This is a genomic window from Staphylococcus sp. Marseille-Q5304 (assembly GCF_943737015.1).
GTDB lineage: Bacteria > Bacillota > Bacilli > Staphylococcales > Staphylococcaceae > Staphylococcus > Staphylococcus hsinchuensis.
Genome location: NZ_CALSFP010000001.1, coordinates 739,520 through 760,733, shown reverse-complemented (window position 1 = coordinate 760,733; position 21,214 = coordinate 739,520). Strand labels below are relative to the sequence as shown.

Genomic DNA, 21,214 nt, shown 5'->3' with positions numbered 1-21,214 from the left:
AAACTAAAATGTATTTGTCACTCGTATTTCCCTCTTTATTCTCAACTTAGTTATTCTAACATAAATTGAGTTGTTACAGGCTTTTATTTTATCTTTTTTATAAACTTTATTAGTTCATTTTTTGAAGACTCATAAAAGATTTTATATCGTTTAAGGGTGTTTTTCAACCAAAAATCAGAAACAAAAAGTCACTTTTTACCTTTGATTTTTTAGATTACTTTTTTACGGCTCATTTAAAATTATAACATAATTTGAGAGTAATTTTTGAGATATTACTATCGAAATTCGTAATTTATTTTCTATCTTCAGCTATATATTTTGTGAATCCTTCTTGTAACTTTTTAGTAATTGAGCCTACTTCTCCATCTCCTACTGGTTTATCATTTAATTTAACTACAGGCATAACCTCAACTGAAGTACTTGAAACAATAACTTCATCTGCATTTTTAAGAAAATCTAAAGTAAAGACTTCTTCATTAAATTCAATTTCATATTGTTCAGCAATAGATTTTATCACTTTACGTGTAATACCGTTCAAGATGTAGTTATTAACTGGATGTGTATAAATTTCTCCATCTTTAATCGCATATACGTTACTAGAAGAACCTTCAGTGACGATGTCTTCTCTATGTTGAATAGCTTCGCCAGCGTTATTTTTAGCTGCGTATTCTTTTGCTAAGACGTTACCAAGTAAGTTTAAACTTTTAATATCACATCTTAACCAACGTATATCTTCAGTTGTTACTGCACTGATACCTTCTTCTAATTTTTTATAAGGGCGATCATATGATTTAGTAAATGCCATAACATTTGCTTCTGTTGATTCCTCTGGGAACGCATGATCACGTGGTGCTGCACCTCTTGTCACTTGGATATAAACACCGCCGTTAATAATACCATTGGCATCGATTAATTCTTGAACTAATTCGATAAATCCATCAACACTATATTTTAAATTTAAACCGATTTCTCCAGCACTTCTTACTAATCTTTCAAAATGAGGTTTCGCCATAAACATATAATTGTCATAAATACGGATATATTCATAAATGCCGTCACCAAATACATATCCTCTGTCATTGTACGGTACTTTTGCATCTTGTTCTTCTACTAATTGTTCATTGATTAATACTTTTGTCATATTATCCCTCCACGCATATTTCATAAATTGATTGTAAATAAATACTTGTTGCATCAAATAATTGCTTTTTAGAAATATATTCATTCTTTTGATGCATTAAGTCTTCTGAACCTTTAAACATAGCACCATAAGCAACACCTTTATCAAGGTTACGTGCATATGTTCCACCGCCGATTGTATATGGTTCGGCTTCATCTCCAGTTTGTTCACGATATACTTGCACTAATTTCTGTACGAATGGGTCATCTTTTTCTACGTAATGAGGTTTTTGATCTTTACCTATTTCAAAAGTAAATCCAAGTTGTTTAATTTCATTTTTAAAGCGGTCCATCGCTTCTTCAAATTCAAAACCTTGCGGATATCTTAAATTAACACCATATTGGCCGCCATTTTCTTTGTCATAGCTAATAACACCAATATTTGTAGTCACATCCCCCATCGTATCTGTATGGTATTTCATACCCATTTTTTCGCCGAAGTGTGATTCAAATAAATATTTTTCACTAAAATCAATAAAGTTTGCAGCAGTTTTATCCAAGTTCAATGCAGATAAGAAATTCAATAAATAAAGACCTGCATTTACTCCAATTGAAGGATCCATACCATGTACAGCTTTACCTTGGACATTTAATACTAACACGCCACTATCCACTGTACTTTCTCCATCTAAATTTTGTTCAGATAAATATTGTTCGAAGTTTTGTATCACATCTGTCATGTTTTCTTTGACGCCAACATGTGCTTCTGCTTCATCAGGCACCATATTATAACGTTGACCTGATTTAAATGAAATAAGTTCATAGTCAGGTTCATCTAACTCATCATCTTTTGAAGTTTGTTTAATATCGAATGTACTGATACCTTTTTCTCCATGAATTGCAGGAAATTCCGCATCTGGCGCAAAACCTAAAGCAGGCATTTCTTCGGTTTTGAAGTAACGATCTGTACATAACCAGTCAGACTCTTCGTCTGTACCTATGATTATATGTATTCTTTTTTTCCAGTTTACATTCATCTCGTTAAGAATTTTAACAGCATAATACGCTGCAATTGTTGGGCCTTTATCATCTAATGTCCCTCTAGCGATTATATCTTTATCAGTTACCACTGGGTCAAATGGGTTTGAATCCCAACCTTCTCCTGCTGGCACAACATCTACGTGACATAAAATGCCAAATAAGTCAGAACCTTCACCTGCTTCTATACGTCCTGCGATATGATCCACGTCATGTGATTCGAAGCCATCTCTTTGAGCCAATTTATACATATAATCTAAAGCTTCGCGCGGCCCTGGACCGACTGGATGGTCTTCATCTGCTTTGTTGTCTTCTCGGACACTTTCGATTTTTAGTAATCCATTTAAGTCCTCTATTATTTGATCTTCGTACTCTTGAACTTTTTCTCTCCACATGTATGATCAACTTCCTTCTTAAGTCTGATATATCTGTTATTTTACATGAACTTTTGTATAAACTACAGTAAGACGCCATATTTTTTGAAAATTTTGACTGTTTTATTTTGTGAAAAATCAGGCAATCTTATGTTATGGACGAAAAAAAGGTTGAAAGAAATCGAATCATTTCTTTCAACCTTTTATATTTTAAATAATGAATATTAACAATTATTTATTTGAGTCTTCATTGTCACTATCGTGTTTATTACTGTTATTCTTAAGTTCATCTTCAGTTACAACACGTAAGTTGTTTGAAGGATCTGCAGCACCTTCGTCTGTAAATCTTGCTTCTTCAACATGTTCTTCGTCTTGATTTTTCACAGTTGACCCTTTAATTCTATCTTTTTGGTCATTGATAAATCCTTTTGGATCTTGTTTTACTTTGTTTGCATAACCTTTAGGGTCTTGTTTTACTTCATTGAAAGTTTCGTTTGCTTTTGAACTGATTTGTGTTGCGATATCTTTTGCGTTTTGTTTATATGATTCTGGATTTTCTTTATATTTATCATATTCACCTTTTAATTTATCGCGGTTTTCCTTTTTAGACAGTACAATTGCTGCAGCTGCTCCTCCAATTCCAACTAATGCTCTTAATACGTTTGATTTAGCCATAATTACACCTCTTCATTAATTTTGTCTTAATTTTTTAAAATCTTCTTCAGTTAAATGACGATACTCGCCTAAATCCAAACCTGAATCTAGTTGCAAGTCGCCTATACTGACACGTTTCAATACTAATACCTCATTATCTATCGCGTGAAACATACGCTTAACTTGGTGGTACTTACCTTCGGATATCGTAACAAATGATTGCTTGTCCAGTTTACCATGCGATAATTCGGCGGGCTTCATAACTCCTTCACTCAATTCAATACCCTTTTTGAAGGATTTTATATCATCATTCGTGATAGTTTTTTCTGAAATAACTTCATAAGTCTTTGAAACGTGCTTTGAAGGATTCATTATTTGATGATTAAATTGACCATCATTGGTAATTAATAGTAATCCTTCTGTATCTTTGTCTAAACGCCCAACTGGAAAGATGTCTAAATACTGGTAATCGTCAATTAATTCAATAACAGTTGGATGTTGATCATCGTCAGTTGCTGAAATGTATCCTTTCGGTTTATTCAACATTAAATAAACCTTATCTATAAATTGTACCTCTTGACCATCCACGTATACACGATCTGTTTCAGCTTGAACTTGCGTTTTAGGTGATTTTTCAACTTTGTCATTTACAGCAACTTTACCTTTTTTAAGCATTTGCTTGACTTCAGTTCGGGTACCTAGACCCATATTCGCTAAATATTTATCTAATCTCATTTTAAAATTCCTAGCTTGCGTCTGATTTTATTTGGCAAATCACCTAAAAATTCATCAGCAAGACGTGTCTTCATAGTCATAATTGCATATAGCAACATACCAATTATTACACTAATTGTAACTATGAGACCTGCACTAAATCTGCCATGTGGCTCAATAAACATTTGTAAAACATATGAACAAATTTCAACTACGATCATCATAATGAAACTATAGATAAAGATTTTACCGAAATGTAACCACGTCTCACTAAAGTTAAACTTAGCATATATCTTTAATATCACTAAATTACATATAACAGCAAACAATGTAGCAAGTCCGGTACTAAATACTGCACCAACTGTATGGAACATCATAATTAAAGGTATGTTTAATATAAATTTAATAACAACTGCAGCTAAAATAACAAAGACCGTTAATTTTTGTTTGTCTATACCTTGTAACATCGATGCAGTTACACTCAATAACGCAATTAAAATACCTACAGGTGCGTAATAGAATAAGATTTCACTACCATCTGCTCTACCATAAAACGCAACGTATATAGGTAAAGCTAAAGCCATGATACCTAAACTAGCTGGAACAGTGATATACATTAAGACACCAAGAGATGTACGAATCTGACGATGCATTTCTCGTGTGTTACCTTCAGCGAAAGTCTTTGTAATAAATGGTATTAAACTCACTGCAAAACCAGAAGCAAGTGACGCTGGTATCATTACAATTTTATTTGTAAACATATTTAAAATTGTAAAGAAATGGTCTCGTTCTCCAGGATCAACATGCACAAGTTTTAAAGTTGGATTGTGTGTCATCTGATCGACTAAGTTAAATAATGGGAAATTCAAACTTACAATAACAAACGGTATACTATAAGAAATGATTTCCAAATACATTTTCGTATAACTAATATTGATGTCGGTCGTATCTTCTTCTATCATTCTATCAATATTATGTTTCCGTTTCTGCCAGTAATACCAAAGAGTGAAAAGTGCTGCAATTGCACCAATCGCTGCACCAAATGTTGCAATTCCGTTAGCGATTAGCAATGAACTATCTAAAACATGTAACATGAGGTAACATCCTACAAGAATAAAGATGATTCGTGCAATTTGCTCAATTACTTCTGAAACGGCAGTTGGTCCCATGGATTTATAACCTTGGAATACACCACGCCATGTAGCGAGTAGTGGTATGAAGATGACTACCACACTGATAATCTTGATTACCCAAGCTACTTCACCGACTGACCACCCGTCACCATTACCTTTACCATTACCGTGACCTAAGGTAAGGTCTGCAATGCCAGGTGCTAAAAAATATAGTATTAAAAAGCCGATAAAACCAGTGATAGCCATGACGATAAAGCTAGAACGATAGAACTTTTGGCTGGCACGATAGGCGCCTAACGCATTGTACTTCGCAACATACTTTGAAGCTGCGAGTGGTATTCCCGCTGTCGCCACAGCAATAGCAATATTGTAAGGCGTATACGCATATGAAAATGGTGCTAAATTTCTACTATCGCCAAACATACTACTAAATGGAATGAAATAAATAATCCCTAATATCTTAGTAATCATGATACTTAAAGTAATTAAGAAAGTACCTCTTACTAATTCCTTACTTTCACTCATTCAGATCTTCCTATTCTCAATTAAATTTTTACACTCGTAAACTTAATAATAACCTTTAAATTACTTTTTTTCAAAAATATATTACTATAAAATAAGACTATATCGTTTAGGGAGGCATATCTTATGTATCAAACAATTATTATAGGTGGTGGACCGAGTGGTCTTATGGCTGCAGCCGCCGCAAGCCAACATGATGATAATATTTTATTACTCGAAAAGAAAAAAGGTCTCGGTCGAAAATTAAAAATCTCAGGTGGTGGTCGTTGTAATGTAACCAATCGCCTTCCCTATGATGAAATTATAAAAAACATCCCAGGAAATGGAAAGTTTTTATATAGTCCATTTTCAATTTTTGATAATGAATCTATTATTCAATTTTTCGAATCGAGAGGCGTACGTCTGAAAGAAGAAGATCATGGTCGTATGTTCCCAGTTAGCAATAAAGCACAAGATGTTGTTGATGCCCTCATTGAAACCTTAAATCAAAATAACGTGTCAGTAAAGGAAATGGCTACTGTTTCGAACATTGAATATACAGATAACCAAACATTCCAAGTACAATTAAATGATCAGACGCTATTTGAAAGCAAAAGCTTAATCATAGCTACAGGTGGGACAAGTGTCCCAAAAACAGGATCCACAGGTGATGGTTACAAATTCGCCCAACATTTAGGCCACACAATCACTGAGCTATTCCCTACTGAAGTACCGATTACTTCTTCTGAACCATTCATTACGAGCAAAAGAATGAAAGGTCTAAGTCTAAAAGATGTCAGGTTGTCTGTACTTAAGAAAAATGGTAAAAAACGTGTCACGCATCAAATGGACATGCTATTTACTCACTTCGGTATAAGTGGCCCTGCCGCACTTCGCTGTAGTCAGTTTGTTTATAAAGAACAAAAATATCAAAAAAAGAAAGATATCCAAATGCAAATCGATGCATTTCCTGATTTAAACGCTGATGAACTTGAATCAGAAATTCGACAACGTATCAATGCCACACCCGATAAATATATAAAGAATAGTTTACATGGATTAATAGAGGAAAGATATTTATTGTTAATCTTAGAATATGCTGAGATTTCACAATCCTTAACCGGTCATCACATCTCAAAAACACAAATCGAACAAATAGTTAATTTATTTAAAGGCTTTACCTTTACAGTAAATGGCACTTTACCTTTAGATAAGGCATTTGTAACAGGTGGTGGCATTACACTTAAAGAAATCCAACCTAAAACAATGATGTCTAAAATAGTACCAGGGCTATATTTATGTGGCGAAGTTCTAGATATACATGGCTATACAGGTGGGTACAACATCACAAGTGCCCTCGTTACAGGTCATATTGCAGGGTCTAATGCAAGTCAATTTAAGCATGAAATTAACACATAAAATAAATAGACCAGATGAAAACTCAATGTTTCATCTGGTCTATTTTTATATTTAAAGTTTTAAACTTTTATTAAATGCGGTCAATTTGAAGACCTTCGTCTCCCCATTCATCCATGCCACCTTCAACATTTACAGCATCGATACCATTTTGCTCTAAGTAGTTTGTTACTTGAGCACTACGTCCACCTGATTTACAAACGATATAATATTTTTCATTTTCACTGAAGTCACTTAAATGATCAGGAATTTGATTCATCGGAATCGTTTTAGCACCTGGAATAATTCCCATCGCTGTTTCTTCTTCAGTTCTAACATCAATAATATTTACAGGATTTGAATTTAAAACTTTATTCTTTAATTCATCAACTGAAATAGTTTGCATAGTTAATTCCTCCTACTTCATTATTTAGCTACGATATTTACTAGCTTCTGTGGAACTGCAATCACTTTTTTAATATCTTTGCCTTCTATAGCCATTTTAACATTTTCTTCATCTAATGCGATCTGTTCCATTTCTTCTTTCGTAGCTTCTTTTGCTACTTTCACTTTCGCTCTCACTTTACCATTTACTTGGATAACGATTTCTACTTCATCATCTTCCAATAATGATTCATCATATGATGGCCACGGTTGATAAGTGATTGTTTCTTCATGGCCTAGACGTGACCATAATTCTTCAGCAATATGTGGCGCAATAGGTGCGAGCATTTTAACAAAGCCTTCAACGTATGGTTTATACAATTCATCTGCTTTGTAACAATCGTTGATAAATACCATCATTTGACTAATTGCGGTATTGAAGTTAAGTGTATCGAAGTCTTCAGTTACTTTTTTCACAGTTTGATGGTAGCTCTTATCTAATGTCTTAGAGTGGTTATTAACAATTTTATCTGATAGTTCTCCATCTTCAGTAATCAACAATCTCCATACTCTATCTAAGAAACGACGTGAACCATCTAAACCTTTTTCACTCCAAGCAATCGCCGCATCTAGTGGCCCCATAAACATTTCATATAAGCGTAAAGTATCGGCACCATGAGATTTAACGATATCATCAGGGTTGATAACGTTACCCTTAGATTTACTCATTTTTTCATTACCTTCACCTAAAATCATACCTTGGTTAAATAGCTTTTGGAATGGTTCTTTCGTAGGTACAACACCTAAATCATAAAGTACTTTATGCCAGAATCTTGCATATAATAAGTGTAATACAGCGTGTTCTACACCACCGATGTATAAATCAACTGGTAACCAATGTTTAAGTTTTTCTGGATCTGCTAACATCTTCTCGTTATTAGGGTCGATATATCTTAAGTAATACCAACAGCTACCTGCCCATTGTGGCATTGTGTTCGTTTCACGACGCCCTTTCATACCAGTCTTTTCATCTACGACATTTACAAAGTCATCAATGTTAGCAAGTGGTGATTCTCCTGTACCTGAAGGTTTGATTTCATCTGTTTCAGGTAAAAGTAGTGGCAATTCATCTTCAGGAACTGTTGACATAGAGCCATCTTCCCAATGGATTACTGGAATAGGCTCACCCCAATATCTTTGACGACTGAATAACCAATCTCTTAATTTATAGTTGACTTGTCTCTTGCCGGCACCTTTAGCTTCAAGCAATTCAATTGCTTTAGTGATTGCCTCATCATTATATAATCCATTGAGCTCTCCTGAGTTCACGTGTGGGCCATCACCTGTGTAAGCTTCTTTCGATAAATCTCCACCTTCAATCACTTCAACGATTGGAAGATCAAAAGCCTTAGCAAATTCATAATCTCTCTCGTCGCCACCAGGTACTGCCATAACAGCACCCGTACCATATGAAGCAAGTACATAATCTGCAATCCATATTTGAACTTTTTCTCCTGATAATGGGTTAACTGCATAAGCTCCTGTGAAGACGCCTGTTTTTTCTTTAGCTAAACCAGTTCTTTCTAAATCTGATTTTTTAGACGCTTCGTTTTGATAATCTTCAACTGCTGCTTTCTTATCTTCTGTTGTAATTTCATTCACAACTTCATGTTCTGGGCTTAACACTAAGAAAGAAGCACCATAAATCGTATCTGGACGTGTGGTAAAGACTTCAATATCCTTATCTGAACCCTCTACATCGAAAGTAACACTCGCACCTTCAGAACGTCCAATCCAGTTACGTTGCATATCTTTTAATGATTCAGGCCAGTCTAAATCATCTAAGTCTTCTAATAAACGGTCAACATATTCTGTTATTTTTAATACCCATTGTTTCATCGGTTTTCTATAAACAGGATGACCACCACGTTCAGAGACACCATCTACTACCTCTTCGTTTGATAGTACTGTGCCAAGGGCCGGACACCAGTTCACGGCTACTTCATCTACATAAGCAAGTCCTTTATTATAAAGTTGAATAAAAATCCATTGTGTCCATTTATAATATTCTGGATCCGTTGTGTTTACTTCTCTATCCCAATCATAACTAAAACCTAATTCTTTAATTTGTCTCTTAAATGTTTGAATATTTTGTTGCGTAAACTCTCGTGGATCATTACCAGTATCTAAGGCGTATTGTTCAGCAGGTAAACCAAATGCATCCCATCCCATCGGATGTAGCACATTATAACCTTGCATACGTTTATAACGTGAAATAATATCCGTTGCTGTGTAACCTTCAGGATGTCCTACATGTAAACCAGCTCCTGATGGATAAGGAAACATATCTAAAGCGTAGAATTTCTTTTGTCCAAGTTGATCATTGGTCTTAAAAGTTTTATGTGTTTCCCAATAATCCTGCCATTTTTTCTCGATTTGATTATGATTGTAATTCACAACTTTTCCTCCTATTCATTAAAAAAACACCTCAAACTATTAAGCATTTAGCAGGGACGACTGTGCCGCGTTACCACCCTGATTCACATATTTGATGTGCACTCGTTTGGATTAATAGTTAGAGATGTTTGTCATTCACTTATTCCTGGCAAGTTCACTTAATGCCGAACGCTAGATTCCACCATCACTAGCTCTCTTTAGAACAGCAATCAAGCTACTACTCCTATCATAAATAATTCTATTTTAAAAATACTTTTATTTCAAGTCATTCAAACGGAAAATACTTCTACCTTGGAATATTTAATAAATTATCATATTCATTTTTAGTCTAGTTATTTCTCAATAATTTATGATTTGATTTGTGAGTCTAATTTTCTATCAAATATAAATAAGAAAAATAACGCAATAACCAATAATCCAATCATCGATAAGAACATTGTCGACATATTAAACACATCTACAACGACACCACCAATGAGGGGACCAAAGGCCTTCCCTACAGTAGAAGCAGAGTTAACATATCCTTGGAATGCTCCTTGTTTACCTTCAGGAGCTAAGTGGTTTGCAATTGTTGGTACTGCAGGCCAAACGAACATTTCACCAATAGTTAATATAATCATACCTACTAAGAACACACTAAATTGTTCTGCAAAACTAGTAATGAAAAATGACAGAATAAATACGCCAATACCTACAAACATTTGATATTTCAAATTACCTTTTAACAGTCGGACTACGGGTGTGATAATAGGTTGTGCAATGAGTATCATGATACCATTAACCACCCACAATAAACTATATTGACTCATAGAAATGTCTATTTCCTGTGTGAAGGAAGCGATTGTACTTTCCCATTGAATGTAGGCAATCCAACAGATACTGAACATCACACATAATAGTACTAAAGCGATGAAACGTGTCCTATTTTCCTTTGAAAATAAACTAAATGCATCTTGGTGTTTAACTTTAAAGTCTATACTTAAATTAAATTGAGTAATAGCTACAATCGCAAAGGCTACATACATTACGAGATTCGCAATAAAAATATAGTTAAAACTAAGCTCAGCTACGAAACCACCTGTAGCTGCTCCAATTGCCACACCTAAATTTTGAGCTAAATAAATTGCATTAAACGTTTGGCGCCCGCCTTGTGGCCAAACAGCCCCCGCTAACGCATAAATAGCAGGTACAATCATACCGCCACCAAACCCTAATGCAACTAACCAAACTGCGTACCACGGCCAACCGTGAAAGAAATTCAATAATGTTGTACTCGTTAAACAAATCACTGTCCCTATTAATATCGTTCGATAACCACCAAGTTTATCGAAAAGATTGCCTCCCAAGAGGTTGCCTACAACCATACCAAATGAATTTATCATTAGAACAAGACCAGCGACTGTCAAACTCTTATGCAATTCCTCATTCATATAAATTGTGTTTAGCGGCCAGAGAAAACTCGATCCAGTGATATTTAATGCCATACCAATAACCAACCACCAAACTGATTTAGGCATGTTCATGCATTAATCCCCCTTTTTGTTTAATTTTCCAACTATACGATAAACACTATACCATTAAAATATGTTAAAATCTTTACTTAGAATCGATTTAGAAAGGAAAATGTTATATGGGACAATTTTTCCCTTACGCATTCGAAAATAAAAGATATCACACATGGAATTATCATTTAAAAAATAAGTTTGGTCAAAAGATATTTAAAGTAGCAATTGATGGTGGTTTTGACTGTCCAAATAGAGATGGTACAGTGGCTTATGGCGGTTGTACATTCTGTTCAGCTGCAGGGAGTGGTGACTTCGCAGGCAATCGTGCTGACCCAATTGAGGTACAATTCCAACAAATTAAAGACCGCATGCATGAAAAATGGAGCGACGGACAATATATTGCTTACTTCCAAGCATTCACGAATACACATGCACCGGTTGAAGTTTTACGAGAAAAATATGAAGCCGCATTAAAGGAACCAGGTGTCGTTGGCCTGTCTATTGGGACACGCCCGGATTGTTTACCTGATGATGTCGTTGAATATTTAGCTGAATTAAACGAACGCACGTATTTATGGGTAGAATTAGGTCTTCAAACAATTCATCAAGAAACTTCAGATTTAATCAATCGTGCACACGACATGCAAACATACTATGATGGTGTTGCTAAATTACGCAAACATAATATCAATGTTTGTACACACATTATTAATGGTTTACCTGGCGAAGATTATGAAATGATGATGGAAACTGCAAGAGAAGTTGCCCAAATGGATGTTCAAGGAATTAAGATTCACTTACTACATTTATTAAAAGGCACACCAATGGTTAAGCAATATGATAAAGGGATGTTAGAATTTATGTCTCAAGAAGAATACACTAATCTCGTTTGTGATCAATTAGAAGTCATACCACCAGAAATGATAGTGCATCGAATCACGGGTGATGGCCCTATTGATTTAATGGTAGGACCAATGTGGAGTGTCAATAAATGGGAAGTTTTAAATGAGATAGATGATGAATTAGCACGCAGAGCATCTTATCAAGGTAAACACTATAAAGGTGCAGTCCAACAATGAAATTAGAACGCATCTTACCTTTCGCTAGAACTTTATTATCGCAACATACCACCTCAGAGAGTATCGTCATTGATGCCACTTGCGGAAATGGCCACGACACATTATTTTTAGCTGAAACGGTTGGGAATGGTAAAGTATACGCTTTTGATATCCAAGATACAGCTATTGAACATACTAAAGAAAGAACACATGGTTTTAGTCATGTCGCCGTTTTTAAAGATAGCCATGCACAAGTGAAAGATTATATTCCGCCACACGAACATGGAAAAATTGATGCTGCAATATTCAATTTAGGCTATTTACCGAAAGGTGATAAATCAATAGTAACTACACCAGAAAGTACAATCGATGCGATTAATTCAATTTTTGAAATGTTGGCACCTGAAGGTATTATTGTACTAGTCATTTACCCAGGCCACCCAGAAGGCAAGATTGAATGTGAACGTGTACTCAATTATTTACAAACAATCGATCAGAAAAAAGCACATATTTTACGTTATCAATTTATTAATCAACAAAACGATCCACCTTTTATTTGTGCAATTGAAAAACGTTAAAAAGAAGAGTCTGGGACATTAGTCTTTCAGACTAAAATAAAATCGATGATTTTTACTGTGAAAATGTAAAAATCATCGATTTTTCTATTATTATCAAATTGATTAGACGAGTCTGAGACAAAAATAGGTGTCTCAGGCTCTTTGTCAATTTGGCAGTAGATGTCTGAATTGAAAATACGCTTATATCAAGCTTTTTTCAATCCTAGTCATCCTTGCCGGGGATGGACTACGAAATCTTTATTAAAAATTCGATTTCTGTCACTCTCCCGTTTTTATTGTGTACTGAGATAACGTGAACTCATATTCTGTTATAAACCTAAGATAAGATTGATATTGTTTTGAAGGTTAGTTGATTTGTTTTTAATTTCAGTTTTAAACTGATTTAAAAGTGCTTCTCTCTTTTCTTTAAGATCTTCATTGAAATGAATAATTACTGTTCTTTCGTCATCTTGTGGTCTTTCTTTAATAACCCAGTCTTTTTCCACAAGATTATTGTAAGTTCTTGTTCTCTTATACGATTTTACTGGAACAAAACTATCCATCTCTTTCAACGTCATAGAACCTTCTTTCCATAAAGTTAAAAGAATAAGCACTTCTTCTTTCGACATATTGTAGTCACTGATAACCCTATTAAACACGCTATCAATGTCACTCATTATCATCTCAAGTTTCAATACACCTTCAATATCATCTCTGAGTTTCTTTCCCATAAATCTTCCCCCAATTGCAATTAATATTAACATGTAAATTCATATTGCTTAGCCATTCCCATAAATGATGTACTACATAAATTGTCAAAGTATTTAAAATAATATGAATTATACAAATAGTTTAAGGTTAAAATTACAATTATGCAATAATATGTTTGATTTTATTTTGCATTTCCCTTAATAAATTTGCCGAATTATTAAATAATTGTCGTTCTTCATTACTTAAAGATGTTTCAAAAACTTTAACAGCACCTTGTCTATTCACTAAAGTAGGCACCCCAATATAAATGTCTTCATTTCCATATTCGCCATCTAAATAACTAGAAACAGTAAGAACCACGTTTTGATTTTTCAAAATCGCTTTTGTGATGTGTAATAAACCCATTGCTATCCCATAATATGTCGCACCTTTAGCTTGTATGATTTCATAAGCTGCATCTCGTGTATTAACAAATATTTCCTCTATTCTATGTTGTCTTTCTGGATTGTTCTTCAATAAATCATATAATGGTTGACCCGCAATGTTCGTTTGAGACCAAACCGCCAATTCCGAATCACCATGTTCTCCAATAATTTGTCCATGTACACTCGTTGGTGAAACGCCAAATTCTTGAGATAATTCATATTTGAACCGTGCGGTATCTAAAATTGTACCTGAACCAATGACACGGGATTTAGGTAAACCAGAAACCTTTTGAGTAACATAAGTTAAAATATCGACAGGATTGGTAGCAACTAAGAAGATTCCATCAAAATCTGATTCCATCACTTCTGTTACGATTGATTTAAATATCTTCGTGTTTTTTTCTATAAGATCTAATCTAGTTTCACCTGGCTTTTGTGCTGCACCCGCAGTTATTACTACAATGTCGGCATCCGAACAATCTGGATAACTGCCTGCCTTAACAACAATCGGTGATTCCCCATAAGGTGCACCGTGGTTAAGATCCATAACATCTCCTTTAACTTTATCTTCTGCCAAATCAATAATGACAAGTTCATCCGCAACGCCTTGTGCTACGAGCGCGAACGCATAACTAGACCCAACTGCCCCATCACCAATCAGTACGACTTTATTACCATTAATATTACTCATAATATTACGATCCTTATCTGGTTCACTCAATATGATATTGTGATTTATTTCATAATTAAAATATACCAAATCATTTAAGTTTTCGCAATATTATTTATAGTATTTTCACGTGAATTTTTATGATTATTTTTTACGAATGTAATTTAACGCTATTGAGTTGCGAGGAACCCTTTTGCTTTTGAATATATAACGCGATATTCGTTCATCAATGAAATTAATCAATAGTATTGTCAATTGAAAATGGTTTTTTCGTAATATAAAAAAACCAACTACCTTATTTCGGTAGTTGGTTTGCTATATATGTGCTTTGATATATTAATTTGGTTGATTTTTATCATCGATAATAAAACCATTATGACTTGCACTGTTATTTAAAAATGCAAGTACGTATCTCATGACATCATCACGTTCAGGTTCGTTATGTACTTCGTGATATAAACCTTTCCATACTTTAAAGTAAAGCTCATCTGTATCTACTTTATCTTTAACTAATTTCATTACTTCAGTATCCGCAATTTTATCTTCCGTTCCGTACATGAGTAATAACGGAATCGGATTAATATCTGTTAAATGTGATACGGTATCTCGCATTGTTTCGGTTAATTGTTTATACCAATGATATGTAGCTTTCTGTAACATTAATTCATCTTCATAAGTTTCTTCTAACACTTCTTCGTTACGTGTGAGTTCATCGATTGAAACGCCTACTTTAAAGCGTTTGTTTTTTGTCATTTTGCCTGCATTAGCGATAATTTTATCTTTTCTCGTTTTATAACCTTTTTTAAATTCTAAGAGAGGAGAAATTAACACAACTCCTTCGATGGGAACATCAACTTTTTCTAATAAGTTAAGTATAATTAAGCCACCTAAACCTACACCTAAGACGTATGTTGGGATTTTATATTCGTTCGCAATTTTAATCCACTCTAAAAAATGTTCATGATATTCATCGAAATCTCTAATTAATCCTTTATCTGAACGTGGTGTTTGCCCTTGTCCTGGTAAATCACCCATGATAACGTGGTAGCCATTTCGACGTAGCATTGTGATCACATACGCATATCGACCTGTATGTTCAAGCATGTTATGTGCAATAACCACAACACCTTTGGCTTCTTTTTCAGTTTCCCATTTCCACATAATCCTTTGGTCCCCTTTTTGTAAATTTTTCAATGTCTTTATTGTATCAAATCATATCAACCGATTTCCATTTAAAGCATGGTAATTTTTAATCTAATTTGTTCTGAATTTAAAAAATATTGTTATTATTGTGAAAAGCGTGTTATTGTGTATTTTGTAAAAAATTACGTAATATATTTTTATGAGAACGATTTCATTACATTTAGATTCATGCTACACTATATGATGATATAGAGTAGTAGCAGGAATGGGAGGAATTTTATATGCCAATTGTGAAAGATTTTTTCATAGGTTTATCGAATAGTACAATTTTAAATGAAACAGCTAAGGAAATTGGTCCTTTACTAGGAGCAAAGAAAGTTGTTGCAGGTAACACGATTGAGTCTTTGATAGAGACTACAGAACGTTTAAACAATAAGGGGATAACTGTTACTGTTGATTGCCTAGGCGAATTTGTTTTGACTACAGGAGAAGCAATTAAAGCTAAAGACCAAATTCTCGAAGTTATGTATGCGATGTATAATCACAATCTTGATGGTCATATGTCAATTAAATTAAGCCAACTTGGTTCTGAATTTGACCTTGAACTTGCTTACCAAAACCTACGAGAGATTTTATTAAAAGCAAACGAATTTAATAATATGCATATCAACATTGATACTGAGAAATACGATAGCCTATTTGACATCACACAAGTACTCGACCGATTAAAAGGCGAATTTAAAAACGTTGGTACAGTGATTCAAGCATATTTATATAAAGCTGATGCTTTAATTGAGAAATATCCTGAACTTCGTTTACGAATGGTTAAAGGGGCTTATAAAGAAGCAGAAAACATAGCTTATCAAACGAAAGAAGAAATTGATGAAAATTACATACGCTTAATCGAAAAAAGATTATTAACAGCCAAAAATGTAACGTCAATTGCTACACATGACGACAAAATTATCACACAAATCAAACAATTCATTAAAGATAATAATATCGAGAAAGACAGATATGAATTCCAAATGTTGTACGGTTTCCGTTCTGAATTAGCAGAAGAAATCAAAAATGAAGGTTACAACTTCTGTATTTATGTACCATTTGGTGATGATTGGTTCAGCTACTTTATGCGTAGACTTGCTGAAAGACCACAAAACTTAAACCTTATGTTTAAAGAACTTACAAAACCACAATCACTTAAACGTATTGGAATTGTAGCAGCTGGTGTGACAACAGTCGGAGTAGCTTCAACATACTTAGTAAAAGCTTTAAGAAAGTAAAATAAGTCAAAATGATGCCCATCAAAGGATTTTAATTAAAACCTTTTGATGGGCATATTATATTGATTAACGTCATGATGTAATGGAGACCTTTATCCCCTCTTATGATCGTCATATATATTTATTACACGATAAAAATTTAACCGTTATTCCAAAATTCAAAGTAAGATAAAATAACTAAAAAACGATGATTTCTATTTTAATATGATAGAAATCATCGTTTTTATTTTATCTGAATATAGAACAAATCAGATTTACATCATTTTTATTCTAATTAAAACTGAATAGTTTAAATTTCTTTTAATAAGTTAGCCATTTCGATTGCACTTACTGCTGCTTCGGCACCTTTATTGCCTGCTTTTGTACCTGCACGTTCAACTGCTTGTTCAATGTTTTCAGTAGTTAAGATACCAAAAATGACTGGTGTATCAGTTACATCATTTGCTTTAGAAACACCTTTCGCAACTTCATTACATACATAGTCATAATGTGAAGTAGCTCCGCGAATGACACAACCTAATGTAATAACTGCATCATATTCACCTTTTTGTGCAAGCTTTCTAGCTACTAACGGAATTTCAAATGCTCCTGGTACGTATGCAACGTCAATATTTTCTGATGGTACTTCATGGCGAATAAGTGTATCTTTCGCTCCATCTAATAAACGATTTGTAATAAAGTCGTTAAATCTACTTACTACTACCGCTACTTTTAAATCTGATCCTATTAATTTACCTTCAAAATTCATAATGTTTTCCTCCTATAATAAATGTCCCATTTTAACTTTTTTAGTATCCATATAATCTTGATTGTATTTATTTGTTGGAACAACAAGTTCTATACGTTGTGCTATATTAATACCATATGTTTCTAAGCTTTCAAACTTTTTAGGATTATTGCTTATTAAATTCACATTTTCAATACCGAAATAGTTCAATATTTCAGCTGCATCTCTATAATCACGTAAATCTTCATCAAAACCTAATGCAACATTAGCAGTTACAGTATCATATCCTTGTTCAATCAGTTCATAGGCTTTGAGTTTATTGATTAAACCTATACCTCTACCTTCTTGAGGTAGATATAAAATCATGCCGCCATGTTGTTGAATATATTTCATAGAGGCATCAAGTTGCTCACCACAATCACAGCGTTGACTGTGGAATATATCACCTGTTAAACATGACGAATGTATACGTACGTTTTCAGTTTTTTTAATGTCACCACTCACAATAGCTACAATTTCTTCTTTTTTATCACCAGTAGTAAAGCCATACATATCGAATTGACCATATTGTGTAGGCAATTTAACTTTGGCTTTCGCTTCTAAGTTGGAGGGTGAAGATTTACGATATTTAACTAAATCTTCTATTGAAATCATGACAAGTTGATGTTCTTCTTTAAACGATTGTAATTCATCGCCTTTAGCCATTGTGCCATCATCATTCATTATTTCACAAATGAGTGCTGCTGGCTTTGCATTTGTCATTTTTGCTAAATCAACAGAAGCTTCTGTATGTCCTCGACGCACAAGAACACCTTCATCTTGAGCAATCAACGGGAAAAGATGTCCTGGTTTATTGAAATCTTTAGCAGTTGCGTGCTCATTAATCAATGCTTTCGCTGTCATTGTTCTTTCAGGTGCACTTATACCTGTCGTCGTATTGACATGGTCGACACTGACTGTAAATTGCGTGCCATAAGCATCTGTATTTTGTCTTACCATTGGTTCTAATTCTAACTGATTAGCAATGTCTTTACTTATAGGTGAACAGATTAAACCTTTACCATGCGTCGCCATAAAATTCACAGTGTCGTCTTTCATCCATTCTGTGACTGCGACTAAATCACCTTCATTTTCTCTATCTTCATCATCTACTACAATGATACTTTCTCCTTGTTTTAAAGCTTCTAACGCTTTGTCTATACTATCTAATTGCATACATATGCCTCCTAAAATCCAAACATGCTTAACTTTTCAGCTGTAAGTCCTGAATCTTTATTCGTCATTAATTTTTCAACGTATTTGAAAAGCATATCTGTTTCAATGTGCACCGAATCACCTACACGCTTTTGATTTAAAATCGTAGCACGACGCGTTTCCGGGATAAGATGAATATCAAATTCAGTATCTTTTAATTGAAAAATAGTTAAACTTACACCATCTACAGTAATCGAACCTTGTTGCACCATTTGTTTTAATGACGATTGGGGTGATTTGATTGTGACAATTTTTGAATTTGCAGAATCTTGAATACGCGTAACTTTCGCCACCGCATCGACGTGTCCAAGAACGAAATGTCCGCCAAAACGTCCATTGCCACTCATCGCTCTTTCTAAATTGACTTCATCACCTTGTCTCAATTTATTAAGATAAGTTTTATTTTCAGTTCCTTTAATGACTTGAACTGAAAATGATTGATGGTTAAATTCGGTTACTGTTAAACATGCACCGTTGACGTTAATTGAGTCTCCGATATGCATACCTGATAAAATAGTTTCACAATTTATGGTTAAATTAACGACCGAATTTTGATTCGTAATTTTATTAATCGTTCCTAATTCTTCAACGATACCGGTAAACATTTAATTCACTTCTTTCGCAATTCTAATTTAATATTTTGCTCAAGCATACGTGTATTTACAATTTCGAATTGTGATACATTTGCTAAATCTGTCACTTCAGTAGTTTGGAAAAATTGATACTTTCCTGAACCACCAATGATTTTCGGGGCATAATATATAATAAGTTCATTGATAAAATCTGATTGGAGAAATTCAGAAGTCACTGTCGGTCCTGATTCTACAAGCACGCGACCTATACCTTGTTGATATAAATCTTTTAATATATTTTCAATAGAACATTGAGTTAAATATTTGATATTGATTTGACTATGTGGACTTTCTAGTTGTTTATTTTCTGTATAAATCCAAATTGGTTGTGGCGGTTCTTTAAAAATGTCTAAATCAAAATTTATTTGGCCTGATTTAGATAACACCACTCTTAGTGGATTTTTACCATTTTCAATACGTGTCGTATATTGTGGGTTATCAGCATCTAGTGTGCCACGACCGGTCAATACTGCATCGTGATTATGACGCAACGCAAAGACATCTTGTTTGACCTGTGGATTTGTAATCCATTTGCTTTGAGCTTCGTCCGTTGCTTGTTTGCCATCTAAACTACAAGAAACTTTGACTGTTACTTCAGGCAAACCCTGTTGTTTCGAAATAAAGAAGTCGTGATATAAAGCTTCCGCTTCTTCTATAGGTCGATATTCAACTTCAATATCAGCATTTTGTAATATTGCGTCACCTTCAGATTCTAACGTTGTATCTTTAACAGCGTAGATGACTTTCTTCAGCCCATGTTCAATTATTTTATTTACACAAGGAGGTGTAGAACCGTAATGTGTACATGGTTCTAACGAGATATAAATCGTTCCGCCTCTTGCTTGATCTTGAGCCATATCCAACGCTTGTACCTCAGCATGTTTATCACCTTGTCTTAAATGCGCACCAATGCCTACGATACGTCCTGCATTTACTACAACAGAGCCAACGGGTGGATTTACCCCAGTTTGACCGTCAACCATTTTAGCTAATTGAATTGCATAATTTAAATAATGACTCACTTTATCACCTCTAAAAAAATACACCTAAAATATAAAATTTCAGGTGTAGGTAAAATCGGTATAACATTTATACTAGTTTGAAGATGTACGTATATCCGATGAAAAAATCATGAAATAAATACATACTCGTCCCTCATATAAAATACTCGTTTATTAAAAAAGTGCATCTTTAAGAAACACTGTGTTAATAACAGTTTGCTATACTTCATTCTTTCTACCATCCAGACTTTACTGTCGGCTCTAGATTCTCACTAGATCAGCCACATTCGCACTAATGCAAACGCAGGTCGCAGGCTTTAGTTTACTGCCGGTTGGGAATTTCACCCTGCCCCGAAAGAATTCATATGAAATTGTGAAATGATGTTTGAGTCAAGTAACCTTTCCTCAAGTTACGATAATATCGTACTACATTTTTAATTAAAAAACAATTCTTAGTGATTATATCGGCATTGAACCTC

19 protein-coding genes and 1 riboswitch are annotated in these 21,214 nt (G+C 34.1%); of the genes, 4 read left to right on the top strand and 15 right to left on the bottom strand.

All coding sequences use genetic code 11. The annotated features are described in order from the left end of the window. Positions 1-292: 292 nt before the first annotated feature. The 5 genes from dat to NGI30_RS03885 form a co-directional block, all read right to left on the bottom strand. Positions 293-1,141 (bottom strand): D-amino-acid transaminase, encoded by an 849-nt coding sequence (gene dat / locus NGI30_RS03905; protein WP_251942769.1) that lies wholly within the window; start codon positions 1,139-1,141, stop codon positions 293-295. A gap of 1 nt (position 1,142) precedes the next feature. Then, positions 1,143-2,552: a dipeptidase PepV gene (gene pepV, locus NGI30_RS03900; RefSeq protein ID WP_251942767.1), complete on the bottom strand. Its 1,410-nt coding sequence runs from the start codon at positions 2,550-2,552 to the stop codon at positions 1,143-1,145. A gap of 210 nt (positions 2,553-2,762) precedes the next feature. Further along, positions 2,763-3,206 (bottom strand): YtxH domain-containing protein, encoded by a 444-nt coding sequence (locus NGI30_RS03895; protein WP_251942765.1) that lies wholly within the window; start codon positions 3,204-3,206, stop codon positions 2,763-2,765. Positions 3,207-3,221: 15 nt separating this feature from the next. Further along, positions 3,222-3,920 (bottom strand): pseudouridine synthase, encoded by a 699-nt coding sequence (locus NGI30_RS03890; RefSeq protein WP_251519751.1) that lies wholly within the window; start codon positions 3,918-3,920, stop codon positions 3,222-3,224. Further along, entirely contained in the window at positions 3,917-5,557 is a 1,641-nt protein-coding gene (locus NGI30_RS03885; RefSeq protein WP_251942763.1) for a putative polysaccharide biosynthesis protein, read from the bottom strand. Before NGI30_RS03885 ends, NGI30_RS03890 begins: the two co-directional genes overlap by 4 nt. A gap of 123 nt (positions 5,558-5,680) precedes the next feature. Here NGI30_RS03885 and NGI30_RS03880 point away from each other — a divergent pair, with 123 nt between their 5' ends. Beyond that, positions 5,681-6,952: a BaiN/RdsA family NAD(P)/FAD-dependent oxidoreductase gene (locus NGI30_RS03880; protein ID WP_251519747.1), complete on the top strand. Its 1,272-nt coding sequence runs from the start codon at positions 5,681-5,683 to the stop codon at positions 6,950-6,952. 70 nt (positions 6,953-7,022) lie between these two features. Here the strand turns inward: NGI30_RS03880 and NGI30_RS03875 are convergent, their stop codons facing one another. From NGI30_RS03875 to NGI30_RS03865, 3 genes are all read right to left on the bottom strand, one after another. After that, a complete protein-coding gene (locus NGI30_RS03875) occupies positions 7,023-7,334 on the bottom strand; it encodes a rhodanese-like domain-containing protein (RefSeq protein WP_251519745.1) in 312 nt (103 codons plus the stop codon). A 20-nt stretch (positions 7,335-7,354) separates the two neighbouring features. Beyond that, entirely contained in the window at positions 7,355-9,769 is a 2,415-nt protein-coding gene (gene leuS / locus NGI30_RS03870) for a leucine--tRNA ligase (protein ID WP_251942761.1), read from the bottom strand. Between the two features lie 347 nt (positions 9,770-10,116). Next, positions 10,117-11,292 carry an MDR family MFS transporter gene (locus tag NGI30_RS03865; RefSeq protein WP_251519742.1) on the bottom strand — a complete coding sequence of 392 codons (1,176 nt, stop codon included), beginning with the start codon at positions 11,290-11,292 and terminating at the stop codon, positions 10,117-10,119. 107 nt (positions 11,293-11,399) lie between these two features. On the opposite strand from NGI30_RS03865, the gene mnmL reads away from it, so the two are divergent. Further along, the gene (gene mnmL / locus NGI30_RS03860; RefSeq protein WP_251942759.1) at positions 11,400-12,353 is read left to right on the top strand and encodes a tRNA modification radical SAM protein MnmL/YtqA; all 954 of its coding nucleotides are present in this window, start codon (positions 11,400-11,402) and stop codon (positions 12,351-12,353) included. Then, the gene (gene mnmM, locus NGI30_RS03855; protein WP_251519740.1) at positions 12,350-12,910 is read left to right on the top strand and encodes a tRNA 5-(aminomethyl)-2-thiouridylate-methyltransferase MnmM; all 561 of its coding nucleotides are present in this window, start codon (positions 12,350-12,352) and stop codon (positions 12,908-12,910) included. Before mnmL ends, mnmM begins: the two co-directional genes overlap by 4 nt. Before the next feature lie 308 nt (positions 12,911-13,218). Here the strand turns inward: mnmM and NGI30_RS03850 are convergent, their stop codons facing one another. The 3 genes from NGI30_RS03850 to NGI30_RS03840 form a co-directional block, all read right to left on the bottom strand. Next, positions 13,219-13,620, bottom strand: a complete 402-nt coding sequence (locus NGI30_RS03850) for a transcriptional regulator, SarA/Rot family (RefSeq protein WP_251519738.1) — start codon at positions 13,618-13,620, stop codon at positions 13,219-13,221. Between the two features lie 139 nt (positions 13,621-13,759). After that, positions 13,760-14,716 carry an L-lactate dehydrogenase gene (locus NGI30_RS03845; RefSeq protein ID WP_251942757.1) on the bottom strand — a complete coding sequence of 319 codons (957 nt, stop codon included), beginning with the start codon at positions 14,714-14,716 and terminating at the stop codon, positions 13,760-13,762. Positions 14,717-15,031: 315 nt separating this feature from the next. Then, a complete protein-coding gene (locus NGI30_RS03840; protein ID WP_251942755.1) occupies positions 15,032-15,856 on the bottom strand; it encodes an alpha/beta fold hydrolase in 825 nt (274 codons plus the stop codon). A 263-nt stretch (positions 15,857-16,119) separates the two neighbouring features. Here NGI30_RS03840 and NGI30_RS03835 point away from each other — a divergent pair, with 263 nt between their 5' ends. Beyond that, the gene (locus NGI30_RS03835) at positions 16,120-17,121 is read left to right on the top strand and encodes a proline dehydrogenase family protein (RefSeq protein WP_251519735.1); all 1,002 of its coding nucleotides are present in this window, start codon (positions 16,120-16,122) and stop codon (positions 17,119-17,121) included. 289 nt (positions 17,122-17,410) lie between these two features. On the opposite strand, the gene ribH is transcribed toward NGI30_RS03835, so the two are convergent. Genes ribH through ribD form a run of 4 tightly spaced genes read right to left on the bottom strand, consistent with a single transcriptional unit; the run spans position 17,411 to position 20,756 of the window. Then, on the bottom strand, positions 17,411-17,869 hold the full coding sequence (gene ribH, locus NGI30_RS03830; protein WP_251519734.1) for a 6,7-dimethyl-8-ribityllumazine synthase: 459 nt from the start codon (positions 17,867-17,869) through the stop codon (positions 17,411-17,413). A 12-nt stretch (positions 17,870-17,881) separates the two neighbouring features. Next, positions 17,882-19,063 (bottom strand): 3,4-dihydroxy-2-butanone-4-phosphate synthase, encoded by a 1,182-nt coding sequence (gene ribB / locus NGI30_RS03825; protein WP_251942754.1) that lies wholly within the window; start codon positions 19,061-19,063, stop codon positions 17,882-17,884. Positions 19,064-19,074: 11 nt separating this feature from the next. After that, positions 19,075-19,707 (bottom strand): riboflavin synthase, encoded by a 633-nt coding sequence (ribE, locus tag NGI30_RS03820; RefSeq protein ID WP_251942753.1) that lies wholly within the window; start codon positions 19,705-19,707, stop codon positions 19,075-19,077. Positions 19,708-19,712: 5 nt separating this feature from the next. Further along, the gene (gene ribD, locus NGI30_RS03815; protein ID WP_251942752.1) at positions 19,713-20,756 is read right to left on the bottom strand and encodes a bifunctional diaminohydroxyphosphoribosylaminopyrimidine deaminase/5-amino-6-(5-phosphoribosylamino)uracil reductase RibD; all 1,044 of its coding nucleotides are present in this window, start codon (positions 20,754-20,756) and stop codon (positions 19,713-19,715) included. A 205-nt stretch (positions 20,757-20,961) separates the two neighbouring features. Continuing rightward, a riboswitch (FMN riboswitch) is annotated at positions 20,962-21,098 on the bottom strand. Between the last annotated feature and the right edge of the window lie 116 nt (positions 21,099-21,214).